Annotated in this window: 14 protein-coding genes and 1 other annotated feature; of the genes, 13 read left to right on the forward strand and 1 reads right to left on the reverse strand. The window is 38.9% G+C overall.

All coding sequences use genetic code 11. From position 1 onward, the window contains the following. Positions 1-91 precede the first annotated feature (91 nt). Together AC1ECF_RS01080 and AC1ECF_RS01085 are read left to right on the forward strand one after the other, a co-directional pair. A complete protein-coding gene (locus AC1ECF_RS01080) occupies positions 92-850 on the forward strand; it encodes a tRNA threonylcarbamoyladenosine dehydratase (protein ID WP_480387535.1) in 759 nt (252 codons plus the stop codon). 63 nt (positions 851-913) lie between these two features. After that, entirely contained in the window at positions 914-1,108 is a 195-nt protein-coding gene (locus tag AC1ECF_RS01085) for a hypothetical protein (protein ID WP_480387536.1), read from the forward strand. Positions 1,109-1,333: 225 nt separating this feature from the next. Here AC1ECF_RS01085 and AC1ECF_RS01090 read toward each other — a convergent pair whose 3' ends face one another. After that, positions 1,334-2,632 (reverse strand): replication-associated recombination protein A, encoded by a 1,299-nt coding sequence (locus AC1ECF_RS01090; RefSeq protein WP_480387721.1) that lies wholly within the window; start codon positions 2,630-2,632, stop codon positions 1,334-1,336. Between the two features lie 220 nt (positions 2,633-2,852). Between AC1ECF_RS01090 and cymR the strand changes: the two genes are divergently transcribed. From cymR to AC1ECF_RS01145, 11 genes are all read left to right on the forward strand, one after another. Then, entirely contained in the window at positions 2,853-3,275 is a 423-nt protein-coding gene (cymR, locus tag AC1ECF_RS01095; protein ID WP_480387537.1) for a cysteine metabolism transcriptional regulator CymR, read from the forward strand. Positions 3,276-3,287: 12 nt separating this feature from the next. Further along, positions 3,288-4,427: a cysteine desulfurase family protein gene (locus tag AC1ECF_RS01100; protein WP_480387538.1), complete on the forward strand. Its 1,140-nt coding sequence runs from the start codon at positions 3,288-3,290 to the stop codon at positions 4,425-4,427. Between the two features lie 15 nt (positions 4,428-4,442). After that, a complete protein-coding gene (gene mnmA, locus AC1ECF_RS01105) occupies positions 4,443-5,555 on the forward strand; it encodes a tRNA 2-thiouridine(34) synthase MnmA (RefSeq protein ID WP_480387539.1) in 1,113 nt (370 codons plus the stop codon). Positions 5,556-5,566: 11 nt separating this feature from the next. Next, the gene (locus AC1ECF_RS01110) at positions 5,567-6,223 is read left to right on the forward strand and encodes a tetratricopeptide repeat protein (RefSeq protein WP_480387540.1); all 657 of its coding nucleotides are present in this window, start codon (positions 5,567-5,569) and stop codon (positions 6,221-6,223) included. Positions 6,224-6,240: 17 nt separating this feature from the next. Further along, entirely contained in the window at positions 6,241-8,658 is a 2,418-nt protein-coding gene (gene recD2 / locus AC1ECF_RS01115; RefSeq protein WP_480387541.1) for an SF1B family DNA helicase RecD2, read from the forward strand. Positions 8,659-8,694: 36 nt separating this feature from the next. Continuing rightward, positions 8,695-8,900, forward strand: a binding site (T-box leader). Positions 8,901-9,033: 133 nt separating this feature from the next. Next, entirely contained in the window at positions 9,034-11,667 is a 2,634-nt protein-coding gene (gene alaS, locus AC1ECF_RS01120) for an alanine--tRNA ligase (RefSeq protein WP_480387542.1), read from the forward strand. Positions 11,668-11,742: 75 nt separating this feature from the next. Further along, complete coding sequence (locus AC1ECF_RS01125; RefSeq protein ID WP_053588802.1) at positions 11,743-12,009, forward strand: IreB family regulatory phosphoprotein; 267 nt, start codon at positions 11,743-11,745, stop codon at positions 12,007-12,009. A gap of 2 nt (positions 12,010-12,011) precedes the next feature. Next, positions 12,012-12,431, forward strand: coding sequence for a Holliday junction resolvase RuvX (gene ruvX, locus AC1ECF_RS01130; RefSeq protein ID WP_480387543.1), 420 nt, complete (start codon positions 12,012-12,014; stop codon positions 12,429-12,431). A gap of 11 nt (positions 12,432-12,442) precedes the next feature. Continuing rightward, positions 12,443-12,736 (forward strand): DUF1292 domain-containing protein, encoded by a 294-nt coding sequence (locus tag AC1ECF_RS01135; protein ID WP_480387544.1) that lies wholly within the window; start codon positions 12,443-12,445, stop codon positions 12,734-12,736. Positions 12,737-13,022: 286 nt separating this feature from the next. Beyond that, on the forward strand, positions 13,023-14,141 hold the full coding sequence (mltG, locus tag AC1ECF_RS01140; RefSeq protein WP_480387545.1) for an endolytic transglycosylase MltG: 1,119 nt from the start codon (positions 13,023-13,025) through the stop codon (positions 14,139-14,141). Between the two features lie 110 nt (positions 14,142-14,251). After that, positions 14,252-14,887 carry an O-methyltransferase gene (locus AC1ECF_RS01145; RefSeq protein WP_480387546.1) on the forward strand — a complete coding sequence of 212 codons (636 nt, stop codon included), beginning with the start codon at positions 14,252-14,254 and terminating at the stop codon, positions 14,885-14,887. Positions 14,888-14,891 lie beyond the last annotated feature (4 nt).

The following is a 14,891-nucleotide window of genomic DNA, read 5'->3' on the forward strand; positions in this document are numbered from 1 at the left end:
CAAACTTTTATTATAATCCTCTGGCAACTGTTGCTAGAGGTTTTTTAATGAGTTAATTCCCACTAAACTGATATAAATGGAGTGTTATCATATGTTGCATCAATTTTCTAGAAATGAACTTGCAGTTGGCAAGGAAGGTATCGAATTATTAAAAAATAAGACAGTAGCCATTCTCGGTATTGGTGGTGTTGGCTCATTTGCTGCGGAGGCATGTGCTCGAAGTGGAGTTGGAAGAATACTATTAGTAGATAAGGATAACGTGGATATCACGAATATTAATAGACAACTAGTAGCATATATTTCAACGATTGGACGATCGAAATCAGAGGTAATGAAGGAAAGGATCGCCGATATTAATCCAGCTTGTGAGGTAATCGATATGCATATGTTTTATACCGAAGAAACCTATGAAAAATTCTTCGAAATGAACATTGACTATGTAATTGATGCATCTGACACAATTATTTATAAAATACATTTGATGAAGGAATGCCTGAAACGAGGGATTAAGATCATATCTAGTATGGGAGCGGCTAACAAAATGGACCCTACTAGATTTAAAATTGCAGACATTTCTAAGACGCATACTGATCCTCTAGCGAAAGTAATTCGAACAAAGCTAAGAAAGGACGGCATCCGAAAAGGGATTCCAGTAGTATTCTCGGATGAGAGTCCGATTATAGTACGGGAGGATGTTGTAGGAACAGTAGGGAAGCCGGATGCAACAATCCGTAAAGCCCAAATGCCACCATCCTCTAACGCTTTTGTACCTTCTGTTGCAGGATTAATCTGTGCAAGCTGGGTAATTAATGATATTTTAAAAGATATTCAGATAAATCGTGTTCAGTAATAGTTGCAGTTTTTACCACATCACTTATACTTAAGTAAAGACAAGTATGTGAGGTGGAAAAGGATGACAGAAACATCAAACCAACAAGAGCCCAAAAAGAAAATGTCTCTTCAAGAAGCAGTGAAGCTTCGACTAGAAGAAAAGAAAAACCAGGCAACAGGTAATAATGCAAAAGGGAATATGCAAGCAACAAACCAAAAGGCAAAAAGTCAGCAAACGAAGAAGGTTAGTAATACACGTAGAAAAATGGGCGTGTAAGATAATTCAAATCCAAACACAACAAACAGGTAACGAGAAATGCTTCCGTTACCTGTTTGTTGTGTTTTTTTATGCTTCTTGACCAAAAGGAATGAAGGGCAATTCCTTATTTTAGAATAATATTTACATTTCCTGGGAAATTATATTCAAAAAAGATATATCTTTTTTGAATATAAATCTTTTTACGAGTAAGCAAATGCGAGTCTTATACTTACTCGTTATCTTTTATTTTCTTTCATTATCTTTCTTTTTAAATTCCTCTAATCGATTATAAATGCCAGCCAAACGCTTTTCTTCTCCCGCCTCAATAGGAGTATAGAATTTTGTGCCGACTAAGTTATCTGGTAAATAGCTTTGGTTGACCCACCCTCCAAAGGTACCTATTTTATGGTCATGTGGATAAACATAACCACCATGTCCAAGCTCTTTTGCTCCTGCATAATGTGTATCCTTGAGATGGCTTGGTATTTCACCTGTTACTCCCTCATGAATGCTATTGATGGCTGCGTCTAATGCTAGATAGGCAGAATTTGATTTCTCTGATAAGCACATCAACACTACTGCATTGGCGAGAGGGATTCGTGCTTCAGGTAATCCAAGCCTTTCTGCTGCTTGAACAGCGGCTAATACTTGAGGACCAACGGAAGGATTAGCTAGACCGATGTCCTCATAACTCATGACTAGCAGTCTACGAGATACAGCAACCAGATCTCCATTTTCTAATAAGTGCGCTAAATAATATAAGGCCGCATCTGTGTCGCTGCCTCGGACAGATTTCTGTAAGGCAGAGAGTAGATTATAGTAATGGGAACCCTTTTTATCTCCAAAGACTCCTACTCTATCTATTAAGCTGTTAAGAATAGAGTCGCTGACTACGGTTACACCGTCCTCTTCAAAGCTTGCAAAAACGGTGGATTCTAACAGGGTAAGTGCCTTTCTTGCATCTCCATTTGTTGCCTCGGCAATACGTATTCGTTGCTCTTCACTAATTTGGATTGGTATCTTTCCTAAGCCTTTTTCTTTGTCTTTAAGTGCTCGTTGAAGGAGGATGTAAATATCTTCTGTAGTAAGCCGTTTTAATTGTTTAATTTCCCCACAGCGTGACCTTATCGCTGGATTTACGTCATGAAATGGATTTTCGGTTGTAGCACCAATTAATATTATCGATCCATTTTCCACATGAGGTAAAAGGGTGTCCTGTTGAAGCTTATTAAAGCGATGAATTTCATCTAAAAATAAGATAACCTTTCCACTAATTCTCGCCTCTCCGACTACTTCTTCCACATCCTTTTTACCAGAGGTGGTGGCGTTCAAAGCGATGAACGGGAGTTTTGTTGTACCAGCTATCGCAAAAGCTAGCGATGTTTTCCCTATTCCAGGGTCACCGTATAGCAGCATGGAGGGAACATGTCCATTCGTGATCATTTTATATAAGGCGGTTTGTGGGCCAATAATATGCTGTTGCCCTACCACTTCATCAAGATTTTGAGGTCGCATGCGATATGCGAGTGGTTCGTTCTGCAAGATAATCTCTCCTTCATGAGAAGCTGATAAGTAGTAAACGTACATTTGTTCTTTTATTATATAGAAGATGACTAAAAAAGTCATTTCCAAGTCATCCTTAAGCCTAATTATGCTATACTAGGAACAGAATTTTTTCCTTTCTAATAGGAGAAGTATAGATCCTCTGAAGGGGTAAGGAAATAAACATTTTGGAATGTTAACTGTTAATGAGGTGTAAAAGGTGAAGTTTTCAACAAAGGGCCGATATGGCTTAACAATAATGGTAGCATTAGGGAAGAAATTTGGAGAGGGACCGCTTGCACTACGTCAAATTGCAGCAGATTATAGCTTATCAGAAGCCTATCTGGAGCAAATCATTTCTCCACTGAGAAATGCAGGCTTGGTTCGCAGTGTTCGAGGGGCATATGGTGGATATATGCTCTCTAAGGATCCGAGCGAAATAACAGCAGGGGACGTCATTCGAGTTCTGGAAGGACCAATCCAAATAATAGAAGGAATAGAGGCAGAGGCTGCTCCACAAAAAGAGCTATGGCTTCGTATACGAGATGCTGTAAAAAATGTCTTGGACACTACTACTATTGAGGATTTGGCTAAGCACCAGCAAGATGCAAGTGAAAATGACGGCTATATGTTTTATATATAAGGGAGTAATAAAATGAAAAGAATTTATTTGGACCATGCAGCAACTACACCTATGTCCGAAGAAGTAATCCAAACTTTTACAGATGAATTGAGTCACATATACGGGAATGCTTCCAGTATTCATCAAACTGGTAGACTCGCAAGAAAGAAGCTTGACGATGCGAGAGCAATCTTAGCAAAAACAATCGGTGCCTCTGAAAACGAAATTACGTTTACAAGTGGAGGGACAGAGGCTGATAACTATGCGATTTTTGGCACCGCGTATGCTAGAGCGAATAATGGTAAACACATTATCACAACAACCATTGAGCATCATGCAGTTTTGCATGCATGTGAGCAACTAGAGCGAGAAGGGTATGAAATCACTTATTTGCCGGTGGACCAAAACGGGCTTATTGATGTAGAAGACTTGAAAAAAGCTCTAAGAAGCGATACTATCTTAGTTTCCGTGATGTTTGCGAACAATGAGATTGGAGCCATTCAGCCCATCAAAGAAATAGGAAACCTGCTAAAGGATCATCAGGCGTTATTCCATACAGATGCTGTACAAGCATACGGAAGCGTCAAAATAGATGTAGAAGAATGTTATATTGATTTGCTAAGTGCCACAAGCCATAAGATTAATGGACCAAAAGGGGTTGGTTTCCTTTATCAGCGAAAAGGAGTAAATTTGAAGCCAATCTTTTATGGTGGTCAACAAGAGCGAAAAAAACGAGCAGGAACAGAGAATGTACCTGCAATTGTTGCTTTTGCGAAAGCAGCACAGCTTAAGCAGGAGAACTTAGATAAGAATCATTTACACTATAAAGAATTAAGAGATGTATTTCTAAGGACGTTAAAGGAAAACAATGTACCATTCACGATTAACGGTGACATAGCGCACACGCTTGCGCATGTTGTAAATATTAGTATCCCTAAGACGGATGTAGAAACATTTTTAATACAACTCGATATGGCTGGTATCGATGCGTCAAGTGGATCGGCTTGTACTGCAGGATCCATTGATCCCTCCCATGTGTTGGTGGCAATGTATGGAGAAGACACACCAGAGCTTCGTAACTCGGTTCGTTTCAGCTTTGGAATTAATAATACAGTGGAAGATGCAGTTCTCGCTGCAGAAAAAATAAGCAGCATTATTCGGAAGTATGAATGAAATGAGTGATAAAAGATGAAAAGAAAAGAAGATACACGAGTCGTGGTAGGAATGTCAGGAGGAGTTGATTCCTCCGTTGCAGCATACTTATTAAAAGAACAAGGGTATGATGTAATCGGCATTTTCATGAAGAACTGGGACGATACCGATGAAAATGGCGTCTGCACGGCGACAGAGGATTATGAGGACGTTATTAAAGTATGTAATCAAATTGGCATCCCTTATTATGCAGTGAATTTTGAAAAACAATATTGGGACAAGGTCTTTACGTATTTTTTAGATGAATATAAAGCAGGAAGAACGCCAAACCCAGATGTCATGTGTAATAAAGAAATTAAATTTAAAGCATTTTTAGATCATGCTCTTGCATTAGGAGCAGACTATTTGGCGACTGGTCACTATGCGCAAGTTGAGGTGCGTGATGGACAAACACGTATGCTTCGCGGGAAAGATACGAATAAAGATCAAACGTATTTCCTTAACCAGCTAACACAAGAACAGCTGGAAAAAGTAATGTTTCCAATTGGCCATTTAGATAAAAAGAGAGTAAGAGAAATTGCCTTGGAGCAAGGGCTTGCTACTGCAAAGAAAAAGGATTCTACTGGTATTTGCTTTATTGGCGAAAGAAATTTCAAAGAGTTTCTAAGTCAATATCTACCTGCAAAACCAGGTGCCATGGAAACGATGGACGGAAAAGTAATGGGCAAGCACGATGGTCTTATGTACTATACAATTGGACAACGTCATGGTCTTGGAATTGGAGGAGCAGGAGATCCTTGGTTTGTAATCGGTAAGGACTTAAAACGAAATGTCTTATTGGTTGGACAAAATATCAATAATGATGCGTTGTTCTCCACAAGCTTACTTGCTACCGATTTATCCTTTACTACTACCTTGGAAAAGCCATCGACCTTCCGCTGTACTGCGAAATTCCGTTATCGTCAAGAGGACGTGGGGGTAGAGGTGGAACTATTGCCAGATAATAAAGTGAAGGTAACGTTTGACCAGCCGGTCCGTGCTATTACACCAGGTCAAGCAGTTGTTTTTTATCAAGGCGACGAATGTCTTGGAGGAGCAACTATTGATGAGGTATTTAAAGAAGGACATAAGCTAGAGTACGTAGGCTAGGAGGTAATAGGATGAATTACAATGAACTTGGGATACAAGCGATACAGGAAAAGGATTACACAAAAGCAGCAGAATACTTTACAAAGGCTATAGAAGAGGAGCCTACGGAGGCAATCGGTTATATTAATTTTGGTAACTTACTTGCCTCTATGAATGATCAAGAGCGTGCGGAAAGATTCTTCCAGAAAGCCATAACGTTAGATGAGAAAGCTGCAACTGCTTATTATAGCTTAGCAAATCTCTATTATAATGCCGAAAGATTTGAGGAAGCTGCAAAGCTCTATGAAAAAGCGATAGCTAACAATATTTCTGGAGCAGATGCCTATTATATGCTAGGAAAATGCTTTCAAAAGGGAGATCTTCCTAAGCTGGCACTTCCGTATCTACAAAGAGCATATGAGTTAGATGCAGAGGACGTGCAAATCAAGCTGACCTATGGAATTGCTCTTGCTAGCTTAGAGATGTTCGAGCAAGCTGAGCCGATTTTTAAAGAAATATTGGATATCGATTCAGAGAATGCAGATGCCCATTATAATCTAGGTGTCCTATATGCTGTATCAACTTCAGAAACAGAAAAGGCATTGAAGCATTTAAAAGAAGCATTTACCATTCAACCAACTTACGACCAAGCGAAATATGTGTACGATATGATTTCACTACGAAATTAAAAAGGAGAGAGACAATCGTGAACAACGAAGTGAACAATGAAAAGCAATTTATAACAGGTCGACCGATTGTCTCGATCTTTCATAATCCCCAAAACTTGTTCTCCATTATAAAACTTAAGATTAAGTCCACTAATACTACATATACAGAAAAAGAAATAATTGTTACTGGCTATTTTCCTCCTTTAGTTCTGGAAGAAGCATATAAGTTTACCGGTTTTGTTAAAAATCATCCGAAGTATGGTATTCAGTTTCAAGTCGAGACTTTTCAAAAGGAAGTCCCAGCTACAGAAACTGGTATCATCCATTATCTTTCTAGCGATTTATTTCCTGGAATAGGTAGGAAGACTGCGGAACAGATTGTTCAGCTATTGGGACCAAATGCTATCAATAAAATATTAGATGATGCAAGTGTGTTAGATAAAGTTCCAAAGCTTGGAGAGGATAAAAAGAATACCTTACGAACTGGATTAGAGCAAAATTTGGGTCTAGAAAAGGTGATGATCCAGTTAAATGAGTGGGGATTCGGTCCACAGCTGGCAATGAAGATTTACCAGGTGTACCGTGAAGAAACAATGAATGTCTTAACCAAAAATCCTTACCGTCTAATTGAAGAGGTAGAGGGAGTGGGGTTCATCCGTGCAGATGAGCTAGGCTTTAAGCTTGGGATGAAAGGGAATCATCCGGATCGAATCAAGGCTGCCATTTATTTTCTCTTACAAAATGCCTCTCTTAGTGAGGGGCATGTATTCTTATATGCAGAGCAGCTGCTAGAAGAAGTAAAGAGACTTTTAGAAAGCTCACAGCGAGAGGAAATTACATACGAGTCTATCACCACCTGCTGTATAGAGCTTGCAGAAGAAAGTAGAATTATTGGAGAGGTAAATCGCTTCTATTTACCTTCTCTTTATTTCTCGGAAGTTGGGATCAGCTCCAAAATTGAGTTACTCTTACAAGAGAATGACCAATTTCAAAATTTCCCAATTTCAGAAATAAAAAAGCATGTGGGAGAGTTAGAGGATAGATTAGGTGTCCAATATGCTGATACGCAGATGAAGGCAATCGAGACAGCGTTGAATTCTTCTATCACACTGTTAACAGGAGGGCCCGGTACCGGAAAGACAACAGTTGTCAGGGGGATTGTGGAGCTCTATGCGGAGCTTCATGGTCTTTCATTGGACCCAAAAGAATGGGTAAAGGACAAAAAGGCCTTTCCTATTGTTTTGGCGGCTCCAACAGGTAGAGCAGCCAAGAGACTTAGTGAATCAACAGGATTGCCTGCTATGACAATTCACAGGTTACTAGGCTTCACTGGTCAAGAGGATGCGGATGCAGAGGGAAAAGAAATAGAGGGCAAATTAATCATTATCGATGAGACCTCCATGCTTGATACATGGTTAGGACATCAATTATTAAAGGCTATTCCGAAGGATGCACAAGTCATTTTTGTGGGGGACCAAGATCAATTGCCACCTGTTGGACCGGGTCAAGTGTTGAAGGATCTACTTGCCTCTAAAAGGATTCCAACTGTTGAATTAAAGGATATTTATCGTCAAGCAGAGGGGTCTTCCATTATTGAGTTAGCCCATGATATGAAAAATGGGGTAGTTCCATCTACTTTGCTAAATAAAACGAAGGACCGCTCGTTTATAAAAGCTTCGACTGAACAGATTCCAAAGGTAGTGGAGCAAGTATTAAAGAGTGCTCTTTCAAAAGGGCTCTCTATTCGGGAGATTCAAGTGCTGGCACCAATGTATAGAGGGCCTGCGGGAATTGATACTTTAAACAAAATGATTCAGGAAATGGTGAATCCGAATCCAGATGGCACAAGAAAAGAAATGATTTTTGGAGATACAACGTATCGGATTGGAGACAAGGTTCTGCAACTGGTTAACCAGCCAGAAAGCAATGTGTTCAATGGCGATATGGGAGAGGTAATTAGTATCTTTCGAGCTGCAGAAACTGCGGATAAAAAGGAAATGATGGTAGTTTCTTTTGACGGTAATGAGGTAACTTATGAAAAAACAGATTTAAATCAGATCACGTTAGCTTATTGCTGCTCTGTACATAAATCACAGGGAAGCGAGTTTCAAACAGTCATTATGCCGGTGACAAGAAGCTATATGAAAATGCTTAGACGTAATCTTCTTTATACTGGTATTACACGGGCGAAAAATTTCCTCATACTTTGTGGAGATCCAGAGGTTTTTAAAATGGGAGTAGAAAGAACAGACGACCTAACACGTCTTACTACCCTATGTAATCGCCTGACGCAAGAAGAGACAATGGATCAGCAAGAAGAGGAGATTGAACAAATAGAGGAAGCAGACAATACGCTCGTAGATTCTTCCTTTCTATCAGGGGATAATTATCACGCGATAGATCCTATGATCGGCATGAAAGGGATTACTCCCTATCAATTCTTAGAATCTGATTGACAGTTTTCCTTTCGTTCCTTATAATCAAGTGCATATATGAAAATGATGACAGAGAAAGTACTATTTGTTGACTGTATAGAGAGGAACTCCATTGGCTGAAAGAGTTCTCAGGACAATAATTAGGAAAGCTACTCTTGAGTGCAGCTAATCACTGCCGTATAGCCGCGTTAAGGTTTCGAGAGACATGGCAAACTGCTATGTAACTAGGGTGGTACCGCGAAAATATAGCTTTCGTCCCTTTTAGGGATGAAGGCTTTTTTTATTTTCAGCAAGTATTCCAATGGGACCTCACGATAGCTGATAGTCTGTACAAGCTTTCTAATTGCTCTATTTTTCATTAATATTTACTAATTAAAAAAAGTAGGAGGAACTATCATGAAACAACTGACTGGTGCACAGATTAGACAGATGTATTTAGACTTTTTCATGGAAAAAGGGCATAGTCAAGAGCCTTCCGCTCCACTAGTGCCGATTAATGACCCGTCCTTGCTATGGATTAATAGTGGGGTTGCTACATTAAAGAAATATTTTGACGGGCGAGTAATTCCGGACAATCCACGTATTACAAATGCCCAAAAATCTATTCGTACTAATGATATCGAAAATGTTGGGAAAACGGCTAGACATCATACGTTCTTTGAAATGTTGGGGAATTTCTCTATTGGTGATTATTTTAAAAAAGAAGCGATTCATTGGGCTTGGGAATTCCTTACGGATGAAAAATGGATTGGTTTCGAACCAGAAAAATTATCTATTACGATTCATCCAGAGGACGAAGAAGCATATGCTATTTGGAGAGATGAAATTGGAATTCCTGAGGAGCGTATTATTCGTTTGGAAGGAAACTTCTGGGATATTGGGGAAGGACCAAGTGGGCCGAACTCTGAAATATTCTACGACCGTGGCGAAGAATATGGCAATGATCCAGAGGATCCTGAATTATATCCAGGTGGCGAAAATGAACGCTATTTAGAAATCTGGAATTTGGTATTCTCCGAGTTCAATCACAATCCTGATCATACGTATACTCCTCTTCCGAAGCAAAACATTGATACAGGAATGGGCCTAGAGCGTATGGCGAGTGTCGTACAAAATGTTCCTACTAACTTTGACACAGACCTTTTTATCCCGATTATCTCCAAGACAGAAGAGATCTCTGGGAACAAATATGGAGAGGATAAAGAAGCAGATGTGGCTTTCAAAGTTATCGCAGACCATATTCGTACGGTTGCTTTTGCAATTGGAGATGGTGCACTTCCATCCAATGAGGGAAGAGGCTATGTATTAAGAAGATTATTACGTCGTGCTGTTAGATTTGCCAAGCAATTAGGTATTGACCGTCCATTCTTACACGAGCTTGTACCGGTTGTTGGAGAGATTATGAAGGATTTTTATCCGGAAGTTACTGCGAAGCAGGACTTTATTATGCGAGTAATCAAGACAGAGGAAGAACGATTCCACGAAACCTTGCATGACGGCTTAGCAATTCTTGAAAAAGTAATAGAGGAGCAAAGAGCAAAGGGAGAATCCTTCATACCTGGTACTACTACCTTTACGCTGTATGATACGTACGGATTCCCAATTGAGCTTACAGAGGAATATGCAGAAGAAGCAAGCATGACTGTAGACCATGAAGGCTTTGAGAAAGAAATGGAAGCTCAGCGCTCAAGAGCTAGAGCAGCTCGCCAAAACGTAGATTCTATGCAAGTACAATCTGAGGTGTTCAGCAATATTCAAGATGATAGTGAATTTGTTGGATACGATACGCTAAGTGTTACGACGACTATCTCCACTATTGTTCTAGGGAACGAAGTAGTAAGCATTGCTCATGAAGGAGACGAGGTAAAGGTTGTCCTAGAGAAAACTCCTTTCTATGCAGAAAGTGGAGGTCAGATTGCAGACCATGGAGTAATTGAAAATGACAACTTCCGTGGATTTGTAAAGGATGTGCAAAAGGCACCTAATGGACAAAACCTTCATACCGTGTTAATAGAATCTGGTGAAATCACAGCTGGTGGAGAAGTGACAGCATCTGTTGATCAAACACTTCGCGGACATACGATTAAAAACCATTCTGCTACTCATTTGTTACACCAAGCGTTGAAGGATGTATTAGGAGGACATGTTAACCAAGCAGGTTCCTATGTAGGTCCTGACAGACTTCGTTTTGACTTCTCTCACTTTGGACAAGTTACAAAAGAAGAGCTAGAAACGATTGAACGAATAGTTAATGAAAAAGTGTGGGATAATATATCGGTAGTAACGGGCTATCACAGTCTCGACGAAGCAAAAAATATGGGCGCTATGGCACTATTCGGTGAAAAGTATGGTGATATAGTACGTGTCGTTCAAATGGGCCGCTATTCACTAGAACTATGTGGTGGAGTTCACGTTAAGAATACTTCGGAGATTGGCTTCTTCAAAATTCTATCAGAGAGTGGTATTGGAGCTGGTACTCGTCGTATAGAAGCAGTAACTGGCAAGGCCGCTTATGAAGCAGTAAAAGAAGAAGAGAAATTACTTCTAGAGGCTGGAAGCTTATTAAAGGCACAGCCAAAGGACTTACTAACAAAAGTTAACCAATTAATGACAGAACTAAAAAATGTTCAAAGAGAAAACGAATCATTGTCTGCAAAAATCGCAAACAGTCAAGCTGCTTCTGTTCTGGCTTCTGCTCAGACAGTCAACGATATAACCGCGCTTTCAGTGAAGGTTGATGCGAAAGATAATAACCAATTGCGTCAAATGATGGATGACTTAAAGCAAAAGCTTGATAAGGCAGTTATAGTATTAGGTGCAATAGATGGAGACAAAGTGATGATTTCTGCTGGAGTTACGAAGGATTTAGTTGGTGGAAGCTACCATGCAGGGAATATCGTAAAATTCGTTGCAGAGCAATGTGGAGGGAAAGGTGGAGGACGCCCTGACTTTGCTATGGCAGGTGCTAAAGACCCAGAAAATCTTGAGGCTGCATTAAGTTCTGTTTACGAATATATCAAAACTGTTTAAACTATTTTCAAAATAGGGTATAATTATAAAATAATTTCGTAACCTTGACAAAATTTTGAAAGCGAGGTGCTGATCATGAGTTCATTTGATAAAACGATGAAATTTAACTTTCCTGAAGAATCCATGGAGCAGGAAGTAAAACATGTGATGCTACAAGTTCATTCCGCACTAGAAGAAAAAGGGTATAACTCTATTAATCAAATTGTAGGCTACCTACTCTCTGGTGATCCAGCTTATATCCCTCGCCATCAAGATGCACGCAATATGATACGCAAATTGGAACGAGACGAAATCCTAGAGGAATTGGTAAAGTTCTATATCAAAAAGAATAACGAGGCATAAGCATGAGAATTATGGGATTAGATGTAGGCTCCAGAACAGTTGGAGTTGCAATAAGTGATGCTCTTGGGTGGACAGCCCAAGGAATTGAGACCATTAAAATCAATGAAGATGATTCAAACTTTGGTTTGGACCGAATTGATGAATTGGTAAAAAAACATCAAGTTACTGAATTTGTTGTCGGCTTTCCAAAAAACATGAATAATTCAGTGGGACCAAGAGCGGAGGCTTCCGAAAGATTTGCCGAACTATTAACGGAAAAATACAATATGCCTGTTACATTGTGGGATGAACGTTTGACAACAATGGCTGCTGAGCGTATGTTAATAGATGCGGACGTTAGTAGGAAAAAGCGTAAGCAAGTGATAGACAAGATGGCTGCAGTGATGATTTTACAAGGCTTTCTTGACAGAAAAAATAGATGAGGTGACGTTAAATGGATCACGGACAAGAAAATATTACAGTAGTAGACGAAAACGGAAACGAGCAGCTTTGTAACGTATTGTTTACTTTTGAATCAGAAGAATTTGGGAAATCATATGTTCTTTACTATCCAGTAGGAGCAGAAGAGGATGAAAACGAAGAAATTGAAATTCATGCTTCTTCCTTCACTCCAAACGAAAATGGAGAAGACGGAGATTTACTTCCAATCGAATCAGAAGCAGAGTGGGATATGATTGAAGAAATGCTAAACACTTTTTTAGCTGAAGAGGAAGAAGACGAAGAATAAGCCAGCTCCTTTTAAAGGGTGATGAGAAGGGATTCCTCTCATCACTCTTTTTCTTTTGGTTTTATTATTTGTTTCAAACAGTTTGAAATTAGAAATGTAGCTAGAAGGCTAGAGGAAGGAGACTTAGGTCTTCCTTGTATGACTATGTATTCTTGAACACAGTTTGCTGTTTTTCGAGTGAAATGGAGATTAACGAACTTTCTAAGACACTACCCTAACTTTGACTTAGAACCTTTCTTTTTAGCTTTTATTATGTATAATATAGGAGGACAAAGGGGGAGATCCCATGGAAAATGATAAGAAAAAAGAAATCATGCTGGAACGAATGAAACACAAGAAAAAAGAAGTGAAGCTTGTGAGAAAAATTGTTCTGATTATATCACTGGTTTTGTTCTTGATAATAGGTATTGGTGGCTTCCTTGGCTATAATTATGTAAAAAGTGCACTGCAACCAGTGGATCCTGAATCAGGAGAAAAGGTTACAGTTGAAATTCCAATCGGTTCTGGAATAGATAGCATTTCTTCTATCTTAGAGAAAAATGGAATTATTAAGAATGCAAGGATATTTAAATACTATGTAAAATTTAACAATGAATCTGATTTTCAAGCAGGAACGTATGACTTATCGAAGGATATGACGTTAGATGAAATTATCCAGAGTCTTAAAACAGGGAAAATATACAGAGAGCCATTATTTACACTAACGATTCCAGAGGGTCTTACTCTCGAGCAAATTGCTGAAGTGGTTGAGAAAAAGACTGGGAATTCCTCGGAAGACTTTTTTAAGCTTGTAACAAGTGAAAAATTCGTCGATGAAATGATACAGGCACATCCTGATTTACTGACTGAGGAAATTAAAGGGGAAAATATTCGATATTCTCTAGAAGGATATCTATTCCCATCCACCTATCCTTTTTATGAAGAAAATCCATCCAATCGGATACTTGCAGAAACAATGATTAAACAAACAAGCAAAGTAGTTGCAGAGTATCATGACATATTAGAGAGTGAAGAAAAATCTGTTCATTGGTTATTAACCTTTGCATCTCTTTTAGAAGAGGAGGCAACATCCAAAGCAGATAGAGAAATTATAGCCAGTGTCTTCTACAATCGCTTGAATACAAATATGCCATTGCAAACAGACCCTACCGTTCTTTATGCGCTAGGCAGTCATAAAGAAAGGGTACTATTTGAGGATTTGGAAGTGGACAATCCGTATAATACGTATAAAAACCAAGGTCTTACACCAGGTCCAATCGCAAATGCGGGTAAATCTTCTATTGAGGCAGTTTTAAACCCAGAGAGCACAAATTACTTCTATTTCCTTGCCGATAAAAATGGAGAAAATCATTTTGCAGAAACGTATGATGAGCATCTTCAAAATATAAACAAGTATCTTAAATAATATATGCAGGAGAAGGAAACGATATCGCTTTCCTTCTCCTGCTATGTTATTATTAGATGTGTTTTTTGTACGGTAACAATCTCAATTCTTTAAAAAGGGGGAAACCTTATATGCAAGTTAGCGATGAATTTCTTGGGAATTTAATAAAATCTCGCGATCCCATTTTTTTAGAGATGGAGAAATTTGCAGCTGAAAACCATGTGCCAATTATGCAGCTGCCTGGAATGGAGTCGTTGCTACAACTCTTGTTACTCCAAAAGCCTACTTCTATCCTAGAGATAGGTACAGCTATTGGCTATTCATCCATGCGAATGGCTAAAAAGTTAACAAATGTTCATATTACAACGATTGAAAGAGATCAAGAAAAATTTGAGATAGCAAAACAATATATTGCAAGGGAAAATCTTCAAGATAGAATTAATACGATTCATGGGGATGCTTTAGAAATAACTGCCGATAATTTAGGTAATCAAAAGTTTGATGCTATTTTTATCGATGCAGCCAAAGGTCAATACAAAAATTTTTTTGAAAAGTATGAGTCTTTTCTAAATGACCATGGAGTTATATATTGTGATAATATTCTTCTAAATGGACTTTCAGAGCTGCCATTAGAAGAAGTTCCAAAAAGGAAAAGAACAATGGTGCGAAACCAACATCATTTTATGAAATGGTTACTAGAGCATCCAAATTATGAAACAGCCTTCTTTCCAGTTGGAGATGGAATGCTAGTAAGTATAAAGAGGTGACAGA

This window comes from Psychrobacillus sp. Z3-81, from assembly GCF_056620325.1.